Genomic DNA, 15,304 nt, shown 5'->3' with positions numbered 1-15,304 from the left:
GATGGTAAAGAAGATTTTGGTTTCACAACCCAAGCCAACCAGTGAGAAATCGCCATATTTCGACATTGCGAATAGATTTGGCGTTGAATTGGTGTTTCGTCCCTTCATCAAAGTGGAGGGCATCAGCGCTAAGGAGTTCCGCACTCAGAAAGTAAGCATCCTGGATTACACCGCTATCGTTTTTACTTCACGACACGCTATTGACCATTTCTTCAAGATGGCCAAAGAGCTGAGGGTGACAATTCCTGAGGACATGAAGTATTTCTGTGTCACAGAGACTATTGCATTATACATCCAGAAATACGTGCAGTACCGCAAGCGCAAGGTGTTCTTCGGAGAGACCGGACGTATTGACGACTTGGTACCTACCATGGTCAAACACAAGACGGAGAAATATCTTGTGCCAATGAGCGACGTACACAATGATAGTCTTTCTTTACTGCTTGACTCCAAGAAACTGCAGCATAAGGAGTGTGTGATGTACAAGACTGTGAGCAACGACTTCACGCCCGAAGAGGTCGAGACTTTCGATTACGATATGCTGATCTTCTTCAGTCCTGCAGGAATCGAGTCGCTGAGTAAGAATTTCCCTGATTTCAAACAGGACAAGATTGCCATTGCCACCTTCGGACCAACAACGGCAAAAGCTGCCAAAGAGGCTGGTCTCCGACTTGACATAGAGGCTCCTTCTGAGAAATATCCTTCGATGACGAGCGCTCTGCAGCATTTCCTGATTGAGCAACAAGACTAACAGCATCTTTGCATGGCGGCTCCGACCTTCAGAAAAGAGGAGCGCATTGTCAGCAACCGGCTGATAGAGACGCTCTTTGAGAAAGGCGACAGTCATGCGCTGGCAGCCTATCCCCTCAGGATGGTCTATCAGCAGACGACGTGCTGCCAAGGATGTGCTCCCGTTCAGATCCTGATCAGTGTTCCCAAGAAACGGTTCAAACACGCTGTTGACAGGAATCGGGTAAAACGTCAGATTCGCGAGGCATACCGCCAGCACAAACAGATTCTTGACGGTATTATCTCTGAAGACAAGCTTCTGTTGATTGCCTTTATCTGGCTCTCCGACAGACATTGTCCGACACAGGAAGTAGAACGACGTGTTGTCAGTCTGTTACAACGAATAGCGAAGAAGGCATGAAGCTGTTATCGCTGATACTATCCCGAATACTGGTACTGCCCATCCGCTTCTACCAGATATGTATATCGCCCCTTCTGGGACCTTCGTGCCGGTTTACCCCGACATGTAGCGAGTATGCCAAGGAAGCCATTATGAAACATGGCCCTATCAAGGGACTGTGGCTAGCTATCTGGAGAATACTACGATGCAATCCATGGGGCGGCTCTGGTTATGATCCAGTACCATAACGCCTCGTCTTTGACGATCCGACGGATTCCGGATAGTCCGGATCATCCAGACTCCCAAAAAGAAAAAAAAGAATAATAATATCGACGATGAAGAACTTTGTTGAAGAATTGAAATGGCGCGGCATGCTGGCACAGATCATGCCGGGAACAGAGGAACTTCTCCAGAAGGAGATGGTGACGGCCTACCTGGGAACAGACCCGACGGCCGACTCTCTGCATATTGGACATCTGTGCGGCATCATGATGCTCCGCCACTTACAGCGTTGCGGCCACAAGCCCATCATCCTCGTAGGAGGAGCCACGGGTATGATTGGTGACCCATCCGGAAAAAGTCAGGAGCGTAACCTGCTCAATGACGAGACGCTGCGCCATAATCAGGAATGTATCAAGAAGCAAGTCGCTAAGTTCCTTGACTTCGAGTCGAAGGAGCCGAATGCAGCCGTAATGGTCAACAACTACGACTGGATGAAGGATTTCACCTTCCTTGATTTCGCACGCGAGGTTGGTAAGCATATCACCGTCAACTATATGATGGCGAAGGAGAGTGTACAGCAGCGTCTGAACGGTACGGCCCGCGACGGTCTGTCGTTCACGGAATTCACCTACCAACTGTTACAGGGCTACGACTTCCTCTATCTGTATCAGCACTATGGTGTAAAACTCCAGTTGGGTGGTAACGACCAGTGGGGCAATATGACCACCGGCACAGAACTCATTCGTCGCACACTCGGTAACGAGGTGGAAACCTTCGCTCTCACGTGTCCGCTTATCACCAAGAGTGACGGAAAGAAATTCGGAAAGACCGAGAGTGGCAACATTTGGCTTGATCCACAGCGCACCACACCGTACAAGTTCTATCAGTTCTGGTTGAACGTCAGCGATGAGGATGCAGAGCGCTATATCAAGATCTTCACCTCTCTGGAGAAGGATGTCATCGACGCCTTGATTGAAGAGCACAAGCAGGATCCGGGACGTCGTATCCTGCAGAAACGTCTGGCAGAAGAAGTCACAGTCATGGTACACTCTCAGGAGGCTCTCGACACAGCCATCGAGGCCAGTAGTATCCTCTTTGGCAAATCAACCAAGGAAGGACTTGAAAAACTTGACGAGCAGACATTCCTCGACATCTTCGACGGTGTACCACAGTATGAGATAGCCAAAGATCAGCTCGGTCAACCAGCCGTTGAGCTACTGACTACCGTTGCTCCCGTATTCCCTTCAAAGGGTGAGATGCGTAAGATGGTACAGGGTGGTGGCGTCTCTTTGAACAAGGAGAAACTGACTGACCAGAACCGACCGATTACCGCAGAGGATCTGATAGACGGGAAGTACCTGTTGGCTCAGAAAGGTAAGAAGAACTACTATCTGCTCATCGTGAAATAAGATATGGTGGTAAAAATTTGGCTGAATGCTAAATTTTTACTACCTTTGCACCCGATTCTGGACGATGGTGTAATGGTAACACTACAGGTTTTGGTTCTGTCATTCCCGGTTCGAATCCGAGTCGTCCAACTTCACAATGGGGGTCTGCGTTTCTGCAGATCCTCTTTTTTTCATCATTTTTAAGTGTTCCTTTTTTGCCATCCATATAATAATTTGTAACTTTGCAGGCAACAAACGGATAATATAATTCTAAAACAAACAAGACTATGGCAAATTTATTCTCTCTTGAAGGTAAGAACGCATGGATTACCGGAGCTTCCTACGGAATTGGTTTTAACATCGCCAAAGCTTTCGTTGCAGCCGGCATCAAGAACATTATCTTCAACGACATCAACGAGGCCGCTCTGGAGCGCGGATTGACCAACTACAGAGAAGCGGGTATCGAAAACGTGAAAGGCTATGTCTGCGACGTGACCGATGAAAACGCCGTGAAAGCTCTCGTCGACAAGATTCATCAGGAGGTAGGACAGATCGATATCCTTGTCAACAACGCAGGTATTATCAAGCGTATCCCCATGCACGAAATGAAACGCGCAGAGTTCCAACAAGTCATTGATATCGACCTCGTTGGTCCGTTCATCTGTTCGTCGGCTGTCATCCCCGAGATGATGGAGCGTCGCGAGGGTAAGATCATCAATATCTGCTCAATGATGTCTGAACTGGGACGTGAGACCGTCAGTGCCTATGCTGCCGCCAAAGGCGGTCTGAAGATGCTCACCCGCAACATCTGTTCTGAATATGGCGAGTATAATATCCAATGTAACGGCATTGGTCCGGGATACATCGCTACCCCACAGACTGCACCACTGCGTGAGCGCCAGCCCGACGGCAGTCGTCATCCTTTCGACAGTTTCATTTGCGCCAAGACACCAGCTGGACGTTGGCTCGATCCAAGTGAACTTGGTGGGCCTGCCGTTTTCCTTGCATCACATGCCTCTGATGCTGTTAACGGTCATGTCCTCTACGTCGACGGTGGTATCCTCGCCTACATTGGCAAACAGCCAAAATAATAGAGGAAAACACGATAAAAAAACAAGGAGACCTCCAAATGGAAGTCTCCTTAATTTTTTATTACATTATGATGCTTAGAGAGCAGCAGCGAGCTCGGCACCAGCCTTGAACTTAGCCACCTTCTTTGCAGCAATCTTGATCTTCTGCTTGGTTGCAGGGTTGATACCCTCACGAGCCGGACGCTCATTCACGCTGAATGTACCGAAACCAACGAGAGCAATCTTGTCACCCTTTGCGAGTGCGTCCTTAATAGCTGCTACTGTAGCGTCAAGAGCCTTCTTTGCGTCAACCTTTGAGAGACCAGCACCTGCTGCGATCTTCTCTACCAATTCTGTTTTGTTCATAATCTTGAAAAATTTAGTGAATTATTAATAGTAATAACTAATGTTTAGCTGAATTCTTTGGCAAATATAATGGAAAGTATTTAAAGAAACAACAAAAAAACGGAAAAAATAACTTTTTTCATGAAAAATAGTTGTAATGACCCCTTTTTAAGCATAAAAAAGAGATATTTTTAGTAATTTTGCCCACGAATAGGAGAGGCAGCCACGCTGTCCCCCTTGAAAATCAGACAACAATAACAAATAATAAAAGCAAAAAGACATGATGTTCCGCATACCTACCATCACCAAGAATCTGCTGATTATTAATCTGCTGGCATTCCTCGCCACCACTGTCTTCGACCTACGTGGTATTGACCTGGCAGACATTGGTGGTCTCCATTTTTTCATGGCGAGTAACTTCCATCTATACCAACTGGTCACGTACCTATTCCTGCATGCCAGTTTCATGCATATCCTGAGTAACATGTTCGGTTTGTGGATGTTCGGTTGCGTCATCGAGAACGTATGGGGACCCAAGAAATTCCTTTTTTATTACATTACATGTGGAATCGGCGCAGGTGTACTACAGGAGCTGGCGCAGTTCGGCTCATTTTACATGACCGTAGCCGAGCAAGTGCCAGGTGCCAGCCTCGGTACCGTCATGGAGTACGGCGCTCATTATGCCAATGCCTTGAATGCTTGGACCACCATCGGTGCCTCTGGTGCCGTTTATGCTGTCATCCTGGCTTTTGGCATGACCTTTCCTAACGAGCGACTTTTCATCATTCCTTTCCCATTCCCCATCAAAGCCAAATGGTTCGTGTTGGGTTATGTGGCCATTGAATTCTTCTCTGCCCTTGGCTCCTCTGGTGACGGTGTAGCCCATACGGCCCATTTGGGCGGTATGCTCTTCGGCTATCTGATGATACGTTATTGGAACCGTCATCCCGGATCCGGCTTCAATCGCATCCGTGGCGAGCAGTTCTTCGAGAACCTGAAACGCAACTTCGAGCAGCGACAGCAGCAGAACAGGAGTCAGCACCATACCGACATGCATGTCGAGCGCGGTGGATCAAAGGAGGAAGACATGGCATATAATGCCCGCAAAAAACACAACCAAGAAGAGATCGACGCCATCCTCGACAAGATTCGGAGAAGTGGCTACGATAGTCTGACGAAGGAGGAGAAGAAAAAGCTCTTTGACGCCAGCAATCAGCGATGATCAGACAACTAAAGACATTCACCATCAACATCGTGGCCGGCGCCAATGCCGCCACAGTCGTACTGATGCTCCTGGCCGGCTACGGCGACCATGTCGACCCCGTCCGGTTTCCCATGTTTTCCAACCTGGGAATGACCTTTCCGATCTTTCTGATTGCCAACCTGCTGTTCCTGTTCTTTTGGTTAACATTTAAATGGAGGAAAGCATGGATCCCACTTGTTGGTTACGCACTCGTGTATATCCCCATCACTGTATACATGCCCCTAAACTCCAAACAGGACGTGCCCGACGGCACCTTCAAGATCCTATCGTACAACGTGTGTCAGTATAGCGGCAATTACAAATACGAGGATGCATTCGACACGATTTACAACTATTTGAAACGTCAGGATGCAGATATCGTATGCCTGCAGGAAGATGTCGATTCCTGGCGGCGTTTTGTCCTTCACAGGTACAAAAAGATATACCCCTACAACGACACAACACTCTTCCAGGAGCTACCCACAAGCAAGAATGGCATAGGCATCCACTCGAAGTTCCCCATCCTCCGAAAAGAGAGAATTCAATATTCTTCATTGGCCAACGGTTCCGTGGCCTATTTCCTGCAGGTGGAGGGCGATACCATCATCGTCATCAACAACCATCTGGAAACCACCCATCTGTCAACGGAAGACCGTACCCGTTACAAGGAGATGTTGCGAGGCAAGATGGAGAGTGATACCGTCAAAGAGGAGTCGTTGCTGTTACTTGGAAAACTCGGGAAGTCAACTGCCATCAGAGCGCCACAGGCCGAGGCGGTACACCAGTATATCGAGGCACACAGACAATACCCCATCATTGTATGTGGCGACTTTAACGACAATCCTATCTCCTACTCACGTCGTATTATCGCACAAGGACTGACAGACTGTTTTGTGGAGACAGGGCGCGGTGTCGGTTTGTCATATAATCAGAAAGGATTCTTCTTTCGCATCGATCATATCATGTGTTCCGACCACTTTAAGCCCTATAACTGCTCTGTCGACAACAAAATAGACGCAAGCGACCATTATCCTATATCCTGCAGACTAAAATTATCCCATAATCCATAAAAAATAAGTGAAAATCGTCTATAAATTTTTCCTTCTCTAAAAAAATGCCTATATTTGCACGCTAAAATGTACGCGAACAGAATATATAATAACTAAATAACAACAAAAATCAAAATGCAAAACAAAGGAATTGTAAAATTTATCGCAGTGCTTCTGATTCTCGTGTGCTGCTTCTACCTTTCCTTCTCCTTCGTGACGCGCCACTATGAGAGTAAGGCCGCTGCCATGGGTGAGCAGGCAGGTGCGGAGTACCTCGACTCAATCAACAACGAGAAGGTGTACATGGGCATCTATTCTCTGAAGCAGTGCCGTGAGATGGAGATTGGCCTAGGTCTTGACCTGAAAGGCGGTATGAACGTGATTCTTGAGGTGTCTGTGCCTGATGTTGTCGACGTGCTCGCCGACCACAAGACCGACGCTGCCTACAAGAAGGCGATGGAACTCGCCAAGAAAGAAGAGGAGACCAGTCAGAATGACTTCATCTCTCTGTTCGTGAAGTATTGGAAACAGGAAGGCAACGGTCGTCCACTCGCTGCCATCTTCGCCACTCAGCAGATGAAGGGCAAGGTGAGCACCCAGAGTTCCGACTCCGAGGTCGAGAGCGCTCTCCGTACAGAGGTGCAGGCCGCCGTTGACAACTCATTCAATGTGGTTCGCAACCGTATCGACAAGTTCGGTGTTGTACAGCCCAATATCCAGAAACTCGAAGGTCAGAGCGGCCGTATCATGGTCGAGATGCCTGGTATCAAGGAGCCCGAGCGTGTACGTAAGCTCCTCCAGGGTTCTGCCAACCTCGAATTCTGGGAGACCTATAACAGTCAGGAGATTACCCCGCTGCTCGCTCAGTTGAATCAGCGTTATGCTGCTCAGGGTGATGCTGCCGTTGACACCACAGACGTGGCTGCCGACACTACTGCTGTTGACGCTGCCAAGGCTGCTACAACCGACCTCGCTGCCAAGTTGGCTAAGAAGGACAACAAAGACGCAGCAGTATCCAAGGCTGCAGAGTTGGCCAAGAAGCAGAATCCCCTGTTCGCTATCTTCCAGCCCACACAGGGCAACACCCTCGCAGTGGTTGGTTATGCTAATGCCCGCGATACCGCAGAGATCAACAAGATCATTTACTCTGATCTCGCTAACCAGATTTTCCCTGCAGAACTGAAACTCCGTTGGGGTGCCAGACCAGAGGATTTCGGAGGTCAGGCCAAAGGCGAGATCTTCGAGCTCTATGCTCTGAAGATTACCGAACCTTCAGGTCGTGCTCCGTTGGAGGGTGATGTGATCACCAACGCCAAGGACGACTTCGATCAGATGGGTCACCCCTCTGTATCTATGCAGATGAACTCTGACGGTGCACGTCGCTGGAGCCAGATTACCAAGCAAAACATCGGTAAAGCCGTAGCCATTGTGCTCGACGATGCCGTTTACTCTGCTCCCCGTATCCTGACTCAGATTGATGGTGGTAACTCTCAGATTACAGGTAACTTCACCATTGAGCTCACAAAGGACCTTGCAAACACACTTAACTCTGGTAAGATGCCGGCTCCTACCCGTATCGTACAGGAGGAGGTCGTTGGTCCGTCACTCGGTGCCCAGTCTATCAAGCAGGGAGTTATCTCCTTCGTTGTGGCCTTCGTGCTGCTGATGATCTACATGATCATGCTTTATGGCTTCATTCCGGGTATTCTCTCCGATATCGCTCTGCTGTTCAACCTGTTCTTCACACTGGGTATCCTGACTTCGTTCCAGGCTGCTCTGACCATGCCGGGTATCGCCGGTATCGTGCTGACGCTGGGTACAGCTGTGGATGCCAACGTGCTCATCTATGAGCGTATCAAGGAAGAGTTGAAGAAGGGCCTCAGCGTGAAAGAAGCTCTCAACAAGGGTTACTCAAACGCCTTCAGCGCTATCTTCGACTCAAACTTCACCTCGCTCATCACTGGTATCATCCTGCTTTACTTCGGTACAGGTCCTGTGAAAGGCTTCGCTACTACTTGGATCATCGGTATCCTTGTGAGCTTCTTCACCGCCGTGTTCATGACTCGTTTGGTCTACGATCACATGCTGAAGAAAGACAAGTGGACGAATCTGACCTTTGTGACCGCATACTCGAAGAACCTGATGCAGAATGCCCGTTACAATTTCATGGGCATGTATAAAAAGACCTTCACCATCTGGGGAGCAATCGCCATCATCTGCTGCATCTCATTTGCCGTACGCGGTCTGAGCCAGAGCATCGATTTCACCGGTGGACGTAACTACGTGGTAACACTCGACAAGCAGACTCATGTTGAGGATGTACGTTCAGCCATGGCTGGTGCCTTCATCAACACGATGGGCGAGAACCAGGGTCAGGAGGCTAACACCAGCGTCATCGCCCTCGGCACAGACGGCAAGACCGTTCGTATCTCTACCAACTGGGATATCGAGTCTAATAATCCTGAGGTTGACGACCAGGCTGAGACCATCCTCTTCAATGCACTGAAGAAGGGCGGCTTCGTCAGTCAGGAGAACGTAGAAGCCTTCAAGAACCCCGATGTTCGCGAAGGAGGTTCCATCATCTCTTCTGCCAAGGTTGGTCCGTCAGTGGCTAAGGATATCACCTACGGTGCTATCATCAGCGTTGTTATCGCTCTGATTGCCATCTTCCTCTATATCTTGCTCCGTTTCCGCAACCTCGCCTTCTCTGTAGGCGCTGTCGTTGCGTTGGCACTCGACGCTTTGATCGTTATCGGCTGCTACTCACTGTTCTGGGGTATCCTACCGATGTCACTGGAGATCGATCAGGTGTTCATCGGTGCCATCCTGACGGTGATCGGTTACTCTATCAACGATAAGGTGGTGGTGTTCGACCGTATCCGTGAGAACATCGGTTTGTATGGCAAACGTGATCGTCAGCAGTTGTTCAACGACTCTTTGAACCAGACATTGGCCCGTACCATTAACACCTCTGTTACGACCCTGATCGTACTGTTGGCTATCTTCATCCTTGGTGGTGATAGCATCCGTTCATTCTCGTTCGCAATGATTCTCGGTGTGATCTTCGGTACACTGTCGTCTCTCTTTATCGCTGCCCCTGTTGCCTACCTGACACTGGGTCGCACCATCAAGGAGGACGAGGCTGCCGTTGCCGCAAAATAAAAGTATCTGATTCTATTCAGACACATCAAATGATAAGGGAGCGTACAAAGATGTACGCTCCCTTCTATTATTTAATAAGGTTTCTATTAGAAAGTCATACCAAGAGTGATGTCAAACGAGTTAGTCTTCTTATACTTTGTAAAATCGGTCAAATCCATCGAATAGCCGAGTCCCACCAAGAACTTACTGAAACGAGCACGGACACCAAGATTCATGCCCACCTGCATCCGCTTTGCTGTATTGTCACTGCTCCCCATATCATCCTTGGAGAAGAGATCGACAGTCTCAGAATGTCCTCCATGCTCATACTTGTATTGAGCCAGAATGTTACCACGCAGATAAACGCCAGCATACGGATCAATGTAGATTCCATCGCCCACAGGAAGTGAGTAAATCACGTTAACCGGAATCTTAGCGGAAAGCATGCTGAATTTCTCTGTCCCCCCATCTTCTTTCTCCGATTTGAAGAGATATTGGAGAGCGACCCCTGGCTCAATATATAATGAGGGACCGAGAGGGAATGCCTTCGTATAACCGGCAGAGAAAGACGGAAGACTGGTGCTGATACTATGACCGTCGTGGCTATACTTCTGACTGGCGGCATTATACTGCAGGTAGAATGTACTAAAGCCCATGCCGGTAGATGCAAGGACACTCTTACCGACCTTTGCCTTCTGTGCTTTCGGTTGAACAGCCTTTGTCTGAGTGGTCTTTGCCTGTGTCTTTTTCCTTTGTTGCAGTTCGTCAAGAGTGATCACCTGCTGTGCTGAAACGGATGCGCAAACGACTACGAATGCGGCCATCATGAATAATCTGTTTCTTTTCATAACAATTAGGTTTTTAGATGTGTATTAATAATAAAGATTATTTGGTCTGGATTATCAGATACTTCGTATTGCTCCAGAAAGCCTCTGGGTCAGTGATGTGAATCTCCGAGGCGTCCTTACCGGTTTTGACAATCTCATACGATGAGGACGGCATAGCCGAGAGTACCTTAGGTCTGGCCGCAGGGATTTGCATACCGCCAAACGTACGTGTATCGACCTGAGTAAACAACTCACGCGGCAAATCGTTATAGTTAACCGATGATTTCTTCATAAAGCCGCCGCCCGTGATGACGCCCGATTCTTTCAGTACCTTTCCAGAGCCCATCACGACATAACCCTTATTAATCCTTGCCGACTGTTTGCTGAGTTGTTGCTCCTGCTCCTGCACCTTCTGACTTAACGAGTTATTATTCTGACTCAGTGCACTTAGCTTACCACTCAACTGAGCGATATTCGCGTTCTTCTGCTTCAGTTCCTCCTGAAGACGGGTTATCATCTGATCTTTCTCATCAATTTGCTTATTTAAATAGGTAATAAGCGTCTCTAACTTCTTCATGTTCGCACCCTTAGCATTCAAAGAATCGGTCATCCGACGGATCTTCTCACGCTGTTCGGCGAGTGTGTTGGCAAAAGACTCCAGGTTCTTCTTAAGTTGTTCGCGGTCCACGATCGTCCCCTCCGGTCCTTGATTTGTATAGAACAAGGTGCCTTCCTGCTTGGCGATTGTGTCGAGCCCCTCAGACAGCACTGCAACAAAAGAGCTCATGTTATCCAGGTCACTCTGGTTACGCGCGTTCAGATTTTCAAGAGAGTCCACCTGACGCTTTAACTCGTCCACACCGGCACCACCATTACACGATACGACAACCATCAAGGTAGTCAGGACAATAAAACAAGAGAAAACTTTCTTCTTCATACTTATTAGGTTTTTAACATTTTTTCTGCAAAGATAGGGATTATGAGAGAATTTAACAGTTTATAATTATAGAATCTATCGGGCATATTCGTAGAAATAGCGGGCATATTCGCAATTTCATCGTGCAAAATCACAAATCCAAAAGAAAAAGAGGCGGTTTCTTTTTGTTCTGAACCACATTTTAGTTATCTTTGTGCCATGATACAGTCCATGATCATATCCCTGCCGATGATGGTTTGTATCATCCTCTCGGCTTTGCTTGGCCTGAGTCTTCATGACAGATGGGACAAGCCCAAGAGCCGATTGCTCATCTATATGGTCGTCGCCGCCTTCCTGTATCTGGCCCACTCCATCTATTTCCACAGACTCACAGAGGCTATCCCGTTCTCAGATACGGTCTACAGTTTCTGTAACCCAGCGGTGTTCCCCCTTTTCTACATCTATATAGAAGAGCTCACGACGAACCAGCCGCTACGCTGGCGCCAGTGGCTATACCTGTCACCCGCCTTCGTCTGCTTCATCCTAGTAGGCCTGCTCTACATCCTCATGGACAAGGAAGAGACCGTCCAGTTCATACAATCCCATCTCTACGGTGACAATTATGCTACGCTCACAGGACTGGCATGGTGGCAGGGACAGGCACATCTGCTAGTAAAGATCGTCTTCGCCCTCGAGATTCCACCGATATTCATCTTCGGCTGGCAACGGGTTACACAGTACAACCAACTGATTGAGAACTTTTATTCAGACATCGAGGAAAAATCCCTGAACTCTGTCAAACCGCTACTCATTCTTCTTGTGACAGCCTCGCTGATAGCCTTTATTTGTAATGCAGTCGGTCGGTACCGCTTTGCCGACTCTATGTGGATGCTCGCCATTCCGTCGGTTATCTTCTCAATTCTGATTCTTTTTATCGGGCATGTCGGCCTCCGTCAGAAATTCTCCATACAGGACGCTCTCTTAGAGATTGACGATACAGACGAGTCCACTGGCGGCATCTTGAAGGACGAAGAGTCGTTAAGGGGTAAGATCCGTCATCTGGTAGAAGACAATGCGCTCTACCTCCAGCCCAACCTAAAGACCAACGATCTGGCTAAACAGCTACACACCAACAGGAACTACATCTACCAAGTCATCAATGTGGAGATGGGTATGTCGTTCTCAGAATATATCAATCGGAGGCGCATCGACCACGCCGTTCTTCTGATCGAAGGCGATCCCAATGCCTACCTCGCTGATGTGGCTGCCAAGTCTGGATTCTCGTCAATCAGCACCTTCTATCGGAATTTCAAGTTGTATATCGGTTGTTCGCCCAGTGATTTCCAACAGAAAATCCAAGCCAGACAACAGTCGCAAAAGAAAACGACTGGCCGAAGCCTTTGAAAGTTCGCCCAGTCATTAGTACCCCGACCGAAACTACTAACATTATATTCTAATATAGTGTTCGTTATCGGAATTGCCTTATTTATTGGTGTTTATTGATTCTATTTTCGGGTGCAAAGGTAATAAAATGTTTTGAAATAACAAAATTGTTTCCCAAATGTTTCCCAATTTCAAATGTTTTTCGTACCTTTGCATACGGATTTTAAAATAAATACATTATGGCAATTTCATTTGGATTTCAGTTGGCAACACAGGCCAACAAACGGGGTTTATATCCCGTAGTGTTTCGTATCACATTAGACAGGAAACAGAAAAAGGTACGGACTATGTATGAGGTTGAGGCCGAAATTAGGAAAAGCCCCAAGACTGGTAAGAACGAAATTATCAGCGACCATTGGAACGCAAACCCACAAAAACCTTATGCACATTTCCGAAAGGGTTTCACGGACTATGCTAAAAAGAATGCAGAGTTGTTTGATATGGTGGAAAAGTACAAGGATGCTGCCACCGAATTGCAAAAGGCAGGCAACTTGACATTAGAAAATCTTGTGGAAAAGATTAGAAAGTCCGAAACAAGTGATTCTTTTGTAGATTATGCCCAAAAGCGAACAGACGATATAAGGGCATTAGGCAATATTCGGAATTGGAAAAAGTACAATGGCTTTATGAATAAACTAAAAGCCTATCTTAAATCAAAGAAGAAAAAAGACATTACCTTTGCCGAACTTACTCCAGCCCTATTGTCTGAGTTTGATACATTCTTGCATCAAATACCCAACGAAAGACAACCCGAACTACTATTGCATCAGAACACAATCCAAGTTGTGTTTAGGGTTTTCCGAGCCATTGTGAATAAGGCTATTGACGAAGATAAAAAGATGCTGCCACAAGACAACCCATTCAATGTGTTTACTTGCAGCGGTATTCCTACAACGAAAGAAAAACTAACTGATGATGAACTTGATAGAATATTAGGGCTTGAATTGCCGAAAGATAGCCTCATCTGGAATTGTCGAAACTACTTTTTCTTTTCATTTTACTGCGCAGGAATAAGGGCAGGAGACCTTATTCAACTAAGATGGTGTAATATTACTGACGATGGGCGAATAAGGTACACTATGGGAAAGAATAACAAACCAAGAGATATAAAACTTATACCCGCAGCCCTTGACATACTAAAGCATTACAGAAAGGATGATGCACAACCAACAGACTACATATTTCCTTTGTTAGATGGCAAAGCAATATGGAGTAAGTATGTCACACAAGAGGAAAAGAACAGAATGCCATCCGATATGAAATATAATATGTTCACGGTGATAAGTGCCAAGACCGCCTTGATAAATAAGGAATTGGCAATAATAGCAAAAAGGGCAGGAATTGAAAAGAAAGTATCTACCCATGTTGCAAGGCACACTTTTGCAAGAAAAGCAAAGGATGAAGGCATGGATAACTTGATGGTGAAAGACCTTTTAGGCCATTCAAGCGTATCTATTACAGAAAGATATATGGGTAGTTTTGCAACTGAAAGAACCGACAATGCAATGAGTGAAATATTTAAGAAAGATGAAGATAGCAAAGTGAATGATATAATAAAGCAACTGCAAGGGCTATCACCCGAAAAGTTGCAAATGGTATTAGCACATATCCAATAATGTATAATCTGGGTGAGGGGTAACTCCCTTGCCCCAATTCTAAAGTTATGATACTAATTGACGGAACAAAGCAAATAGAACTTATCATTTATAAGGATGGGCTTATCCCAAAGGATGAAAACAAAGAGGAATTTATCTCTTTGTTGAACGGAAGTATTTTTGAGAACAATGCGGACGATATTCACCAATGGCTTTTCAATATTAAGTGTTCGCCCAATCCCGATGCCGATAAGCCAACCGATTGTTTGGACTTTTTGAAAGAACAATTAAATATCGCAGAATCTTTGCTGGCTATTAAATCCGAGGATAATATTAGAATAGGTAGTTCACAAGCGACTTTGCCACAACAAGCAAGGGAATGGTTAGAACTACGACTAATAGAACTTTATAAAGAAAACAGTTTAGATGTTCCACCCATCACTCTACCGCATGACGAAGAAAGGGAAAATTGGTTTGATAGCCTAACACATCAAGAACGCATGGACTATCTATATAAGTGTGCGGAAGAAAGAAGAACCTATGATGAAGAAACTATAATTGAACTAACAAAAAACTGTGTTCCACAAGAAATCACAAAGGAACAAATCAAAGGTACTATAAAAGGACTTAAAGACCACATATCATATCTCCAAAAGGAACAAGGTAGGCCAAAGAGTAATAGCAAACTTTATTGTGCAATAGATGTATTTCTAAACTACATAGGCAACCGAAAGTTAAGTAATTCCATATATAGGACAATGTACGAATGTCTTTCGTATATGGGGTTTATCCCTAAAGAAAGGCAGATTTTACTTAATGAAAAGGCTAAAAAGAAATACTCATATCCCATAGAGGAGTATATGAAAGCAATGTGTTTAGAAACACAAGAGCACGAAATCCGCTATAATCCATACTTGCCACTTGTTTAGTAGAAAA

General features: G+C 46.4%; 14 protein-coding genes and 1 tRNA gene. 12 read left to right on the top strand and 3 right to left on the bottom strand.

Annotation, left to right across the window (positions count from 1 at the left end; genetic code table 11):
• Position 1 precedes the first annotated feature (1 nt).
• The 6 genes from BLU99_RS10275 (at position 2) to BLU99_RS10250 (ending at position 3,830) form a co-directional block, all read left to right on the top strand.
• Complete coding sequence (locus BLU99_RS10275) at positions 2-751, top strand: uroporphyrinogen-III synthase (protein WP_091901785.1); 750 nt, start codon at positions 2-4, stop codon at positions 749-751.
• A 12-nt stretch (positions 752-763) separates the two neighbouring features.
• Complete coding sequence (locus BLU99_RS10270; RefSeq protein WP_091901783.1) at positions 764-1,150, top strand: ribonuclease P protein component; 387 nt, start codon at positions 764-766, stop codon at positions 1,148-1,150.
• Positions 1,147-1,377, top strand: a complete 231-nt coding sequence (yidD, locus tag BLU99_RS10265) for a membrane protein insertion efficiency factor YidD (RefSeq protein ID WP_091901781.1) — start codon at positions 1,147-1,149, stop codon at positions 1,375-1,377. The genes BLU99_RS10270 and yidD overlap by 4 nt, the downstream gene beginning before the upstream one ends.
• Positions 1,378-1,464: 87 nt before the next feature.
• Positions 1,465-2,760, top strand: a complete 1,296-nt coding sequence (gene tyrS, locus BLU99_RS10260; protein WP_091901779.1) for a tyrosine--tRNA ligase — start codon at positions 1,465-1,467, stop codon at positions 2,758-2,760.
• Positions 2,761-2,818: 58 nt separating this feature from the next.
• A tRNA-Gln gene (locus BLU99_RS10255) sits at positions 2,819-2,889 on the top strand.
• Between the two features lie 137 nt (positions 2,890-3,026).
• Entirely contained in the window at positions 3,027-3,830 is an 804-nt protein-coding gene (locus tag BLU99_RS10250) for a gluconate 5-dehydrogenase (RefSeq protein WP_091901777.1), read from the top strand.
• Positions 3,831-3,905: 75 nt separating this feature from the next.
• Here the strand turns inward: BLU99_RS10250 and BLU99_RS10245 are convergent, their stop codons facing one another.
• The gene (locus tag BLU99_RS10245) at positions 3,906-4,175 is read right to left on the bottom strand and encodes an HU family DNA-binding protein (RefSeq protein WP_091901775.1); all 270 of its coding nucleotides are present in this window, start codon (positions 4,173-4,175) and stop codon (positions 3,906-3,908) included.
• Positions 4,176-4,437: 262 nt separating this feature from the next.
• Here BLU99_RS10245 and BLU99_RS10240 point away from each other — a divergent pair, with 262 nt between their 5' ends.
• The 3 genes from BLU99_RS10240 (at position 4,438) to secDF (ending at position 9,608) form a co-directional block, all read left to right on the top strand.
• The gene (locus BLU99_RS10240; protein WP_091902040.1) at positions 4,438-5,376 is read left to right on the top strand and encodes a rhomboid family intramembrane serine protease; all 939 of its coding nucleotides are present in this window, start codon (positions 4,438-4,440) and stop codon (positions 5,374-5,376) included.
• Positions 5,373-6,467 (top strand): endonuclease/exonuclease/phosphatase family protein, encoded by a 1,095-nt coding sequence (locus BLU99_RS10235; protein ID WP_091901773.1) that lies wholly within the window; start codon positions 5,373-5,375, stop codon positions 6,465-6,467. The genes BLU99_RS10240 and BLU99_RS10235 overlap by 4 nt, the downstream gene beginning before the upstream one ends.
• Before the next feature lie 114 nt (positions 6,468-6,581).
• Complete coding sequence (secDF, locus tag BLU99_RS10230; RefSeq protein ID WP_091901771.1) at positions 6,582-9,608, top strand: protein translocase subunit SecDF; 3,027 nt, start codon at positions 6,582-6,584, stop codon at positions 9,606-9,608.
• Between the two features lie 86 nt (positions 9,609-9,694).
• Here the strand turns inward: secDF and BLU99_RS10225 are convergent, their stop codons facing one another.
• Both BLU99_RS10225 and BLU99_RS10220 read right to left on the bottom strand, forming a co-directional pair.
• Entirely contained in the window at positions 9,695-10,435 is a 741-nt protein-coding gene (locus BLU99_RS10225) for an autotransporter outer membrane beta-barrel domain-containing protein (protein ID WP_091901769.1), read from the bottom strand.
• 37 nt (positions 10,436-10,472) lie between these two features.
• Entirely contained in the window at positions 10,473-11,351 is an 879-nt protein-coding gene (locus BLU99_RS10220; RefSeq protein WP_091901767.1) for a Cbp1 family collagen-binding glycoprotein adhesin, read from the bottom strand.
• Between the two features lie 198 nt (positions 11,352-11,549).
• Between BLU99_RS10220 and BLU99_RS10215 the strand changes: the two genes are divergently transcribed.
• The 3 genes from BLU99_RS10215 to BLU99_RS10205 all read left to right on the top strand — a co-directional run bounded on the left by BLU99_RS10215 (position 11,550) and on the right by BLU99_RS10205 (position 15,297).
• On the top strand, positions 11,550-12,734 hold the full coding sequence (locus BLU99_RS10215; RefSeq protein ID WP_091901765.1) for a helix-turn-helix transcriptional regulator: 1,185 nt from the start codon (positions 11,550-11,552) through the stop codon (positions 12,732-12,734).
• A gap of 218 nt (positions 12,735-12,952) precedes the next feature.
• Entirely contained in the window at positions 12,953-14,389 is a 1,437-nt protein-coding gene (locus BLU99_RS10210; protein ID WP_091901763.1) for a tyrosine-type recombinase/integrase, read from the top strand.
• A 47-nt stretch (positions 14,390-14,436) separates the two neighbouring features.
• A complete protein-coding gene (locus BLU99_RS10205) occupies positions 14,437-15,297 on the top strand; it encodes a hypothetical protein (RefSeq protein ID WP_091901761.1) in 861 nt (286 codons plus the stop codon).
• Positions 15,298-15,304: the final 7 nt, after the last annotated feature.

This window comes from Prevotella sp. lc2012 (genome assembly GCF_900107065.1).
Classification (GTDB): Bacteria; Bacteroidota; Bacteroidia; order Bacteroidales; family Bacteroidaceae; genus Prevotella.
The sequence above is the reverse complement of the archived record's forward strand: the minus strand, read 5'-3'. Positions and strand labels throughout refer to the sequence as shown.

Bases quoted from the DNA above. Each gene is read 5' to 3' on its own strand.
- BLU99_RS10270 (WP_091901783.1), top strand. From the start codon at position 764: ATGGCGGCTCCGACCTTCAGAAAAGAGGAGCGCATTGTCAGCAACCGG.
- BLU99_RS10205 (WP_091901761.1), top strand. From the start codon at position 14,437: ATGATACTAATTGACGGAACAAAGCAAATAGAACTTATCATTTATAAG.
- yidD (WP_091901781.1), top strand. From the start codon at position 1,147: ATGAAGCTGTTATCGCTGATACTATCCCGAATACTGGTACTGCCCATC.
- BLU99_RS10215 (WP_091901765.1), top strand. From the start codon at position 11,550: ATGATACAGTCCATGATCATATCCCTGCCGATGATGGTTTGTATCATC.
- BLU99_RS10240 (WP_091902040.1), top strand. From the start codon at position 4,438: ATGTTCCGCATACCTACCATCACCAAGAATCTGCTGATTATTAATCTG.
- secDF (WP_091901771.1), top strand. From the start codon at position 6,582: ATGCAAAACAAAGGAATTGTAAAATTTATCGCAGTGCTTCTGATTCTC.
- BLU99_RS10245 (WP_091901775.1), bottom strand. From the start codon at position 4,175: ATGAACAAAACAGAATTGGTAGAGAAGATCGCAGCAGGTGCTGGTCTC.
- BLU99_RS10235 (WP_091901773.1), top strand. From the start codon at position 5,373: ATGATCAGACAACTAAAGACATTCACCATCAACATCGTGGCCGGCGCC.
- BLU99_RS10220 (WP_091901767.1), bottom strand. From the start codon at position 11,351: ATGAAGAAGAAAGTTTTCTCTTGTTTTATTGTCCTGACTACCTTGATG.
- tyrS (WP_091901779.1), top strand. From the start codon at position 1,465: ATGAAGAACTTTGTTGAAGAATTGAAATGGCGCGGCATGCTGGCACAG.
- BLU99_RS10275 (WP_091901785.1), top strand. From the start codon at position 2: ATGGTAAAGAAGATTTTGGTTTCACAACCCAAGCCAACCAGTGAGAAA.
- BLU99_RS10250 (WP_091901777.1), top strand. From the start codon at position 3,027: ATGGCAAATTTATTCTCTCTTGAAGGTAAGAACGCATGGATTACCGGA.
- BLU99_RS10210 (WP_091901763.1), top strand. From the start codon at position 12,953: ATGGCAATTTCATTTGGATTTCAGTTGGCAACACAGGCCAACAAACGG.
- BLU99_RS10225 (WP_091901769.1), bottom strand. From the start codon at position 10,435: ATGAAAAGAAACAGATTATTCATGATGGCCGCATTCGTAGTCGTTTGC.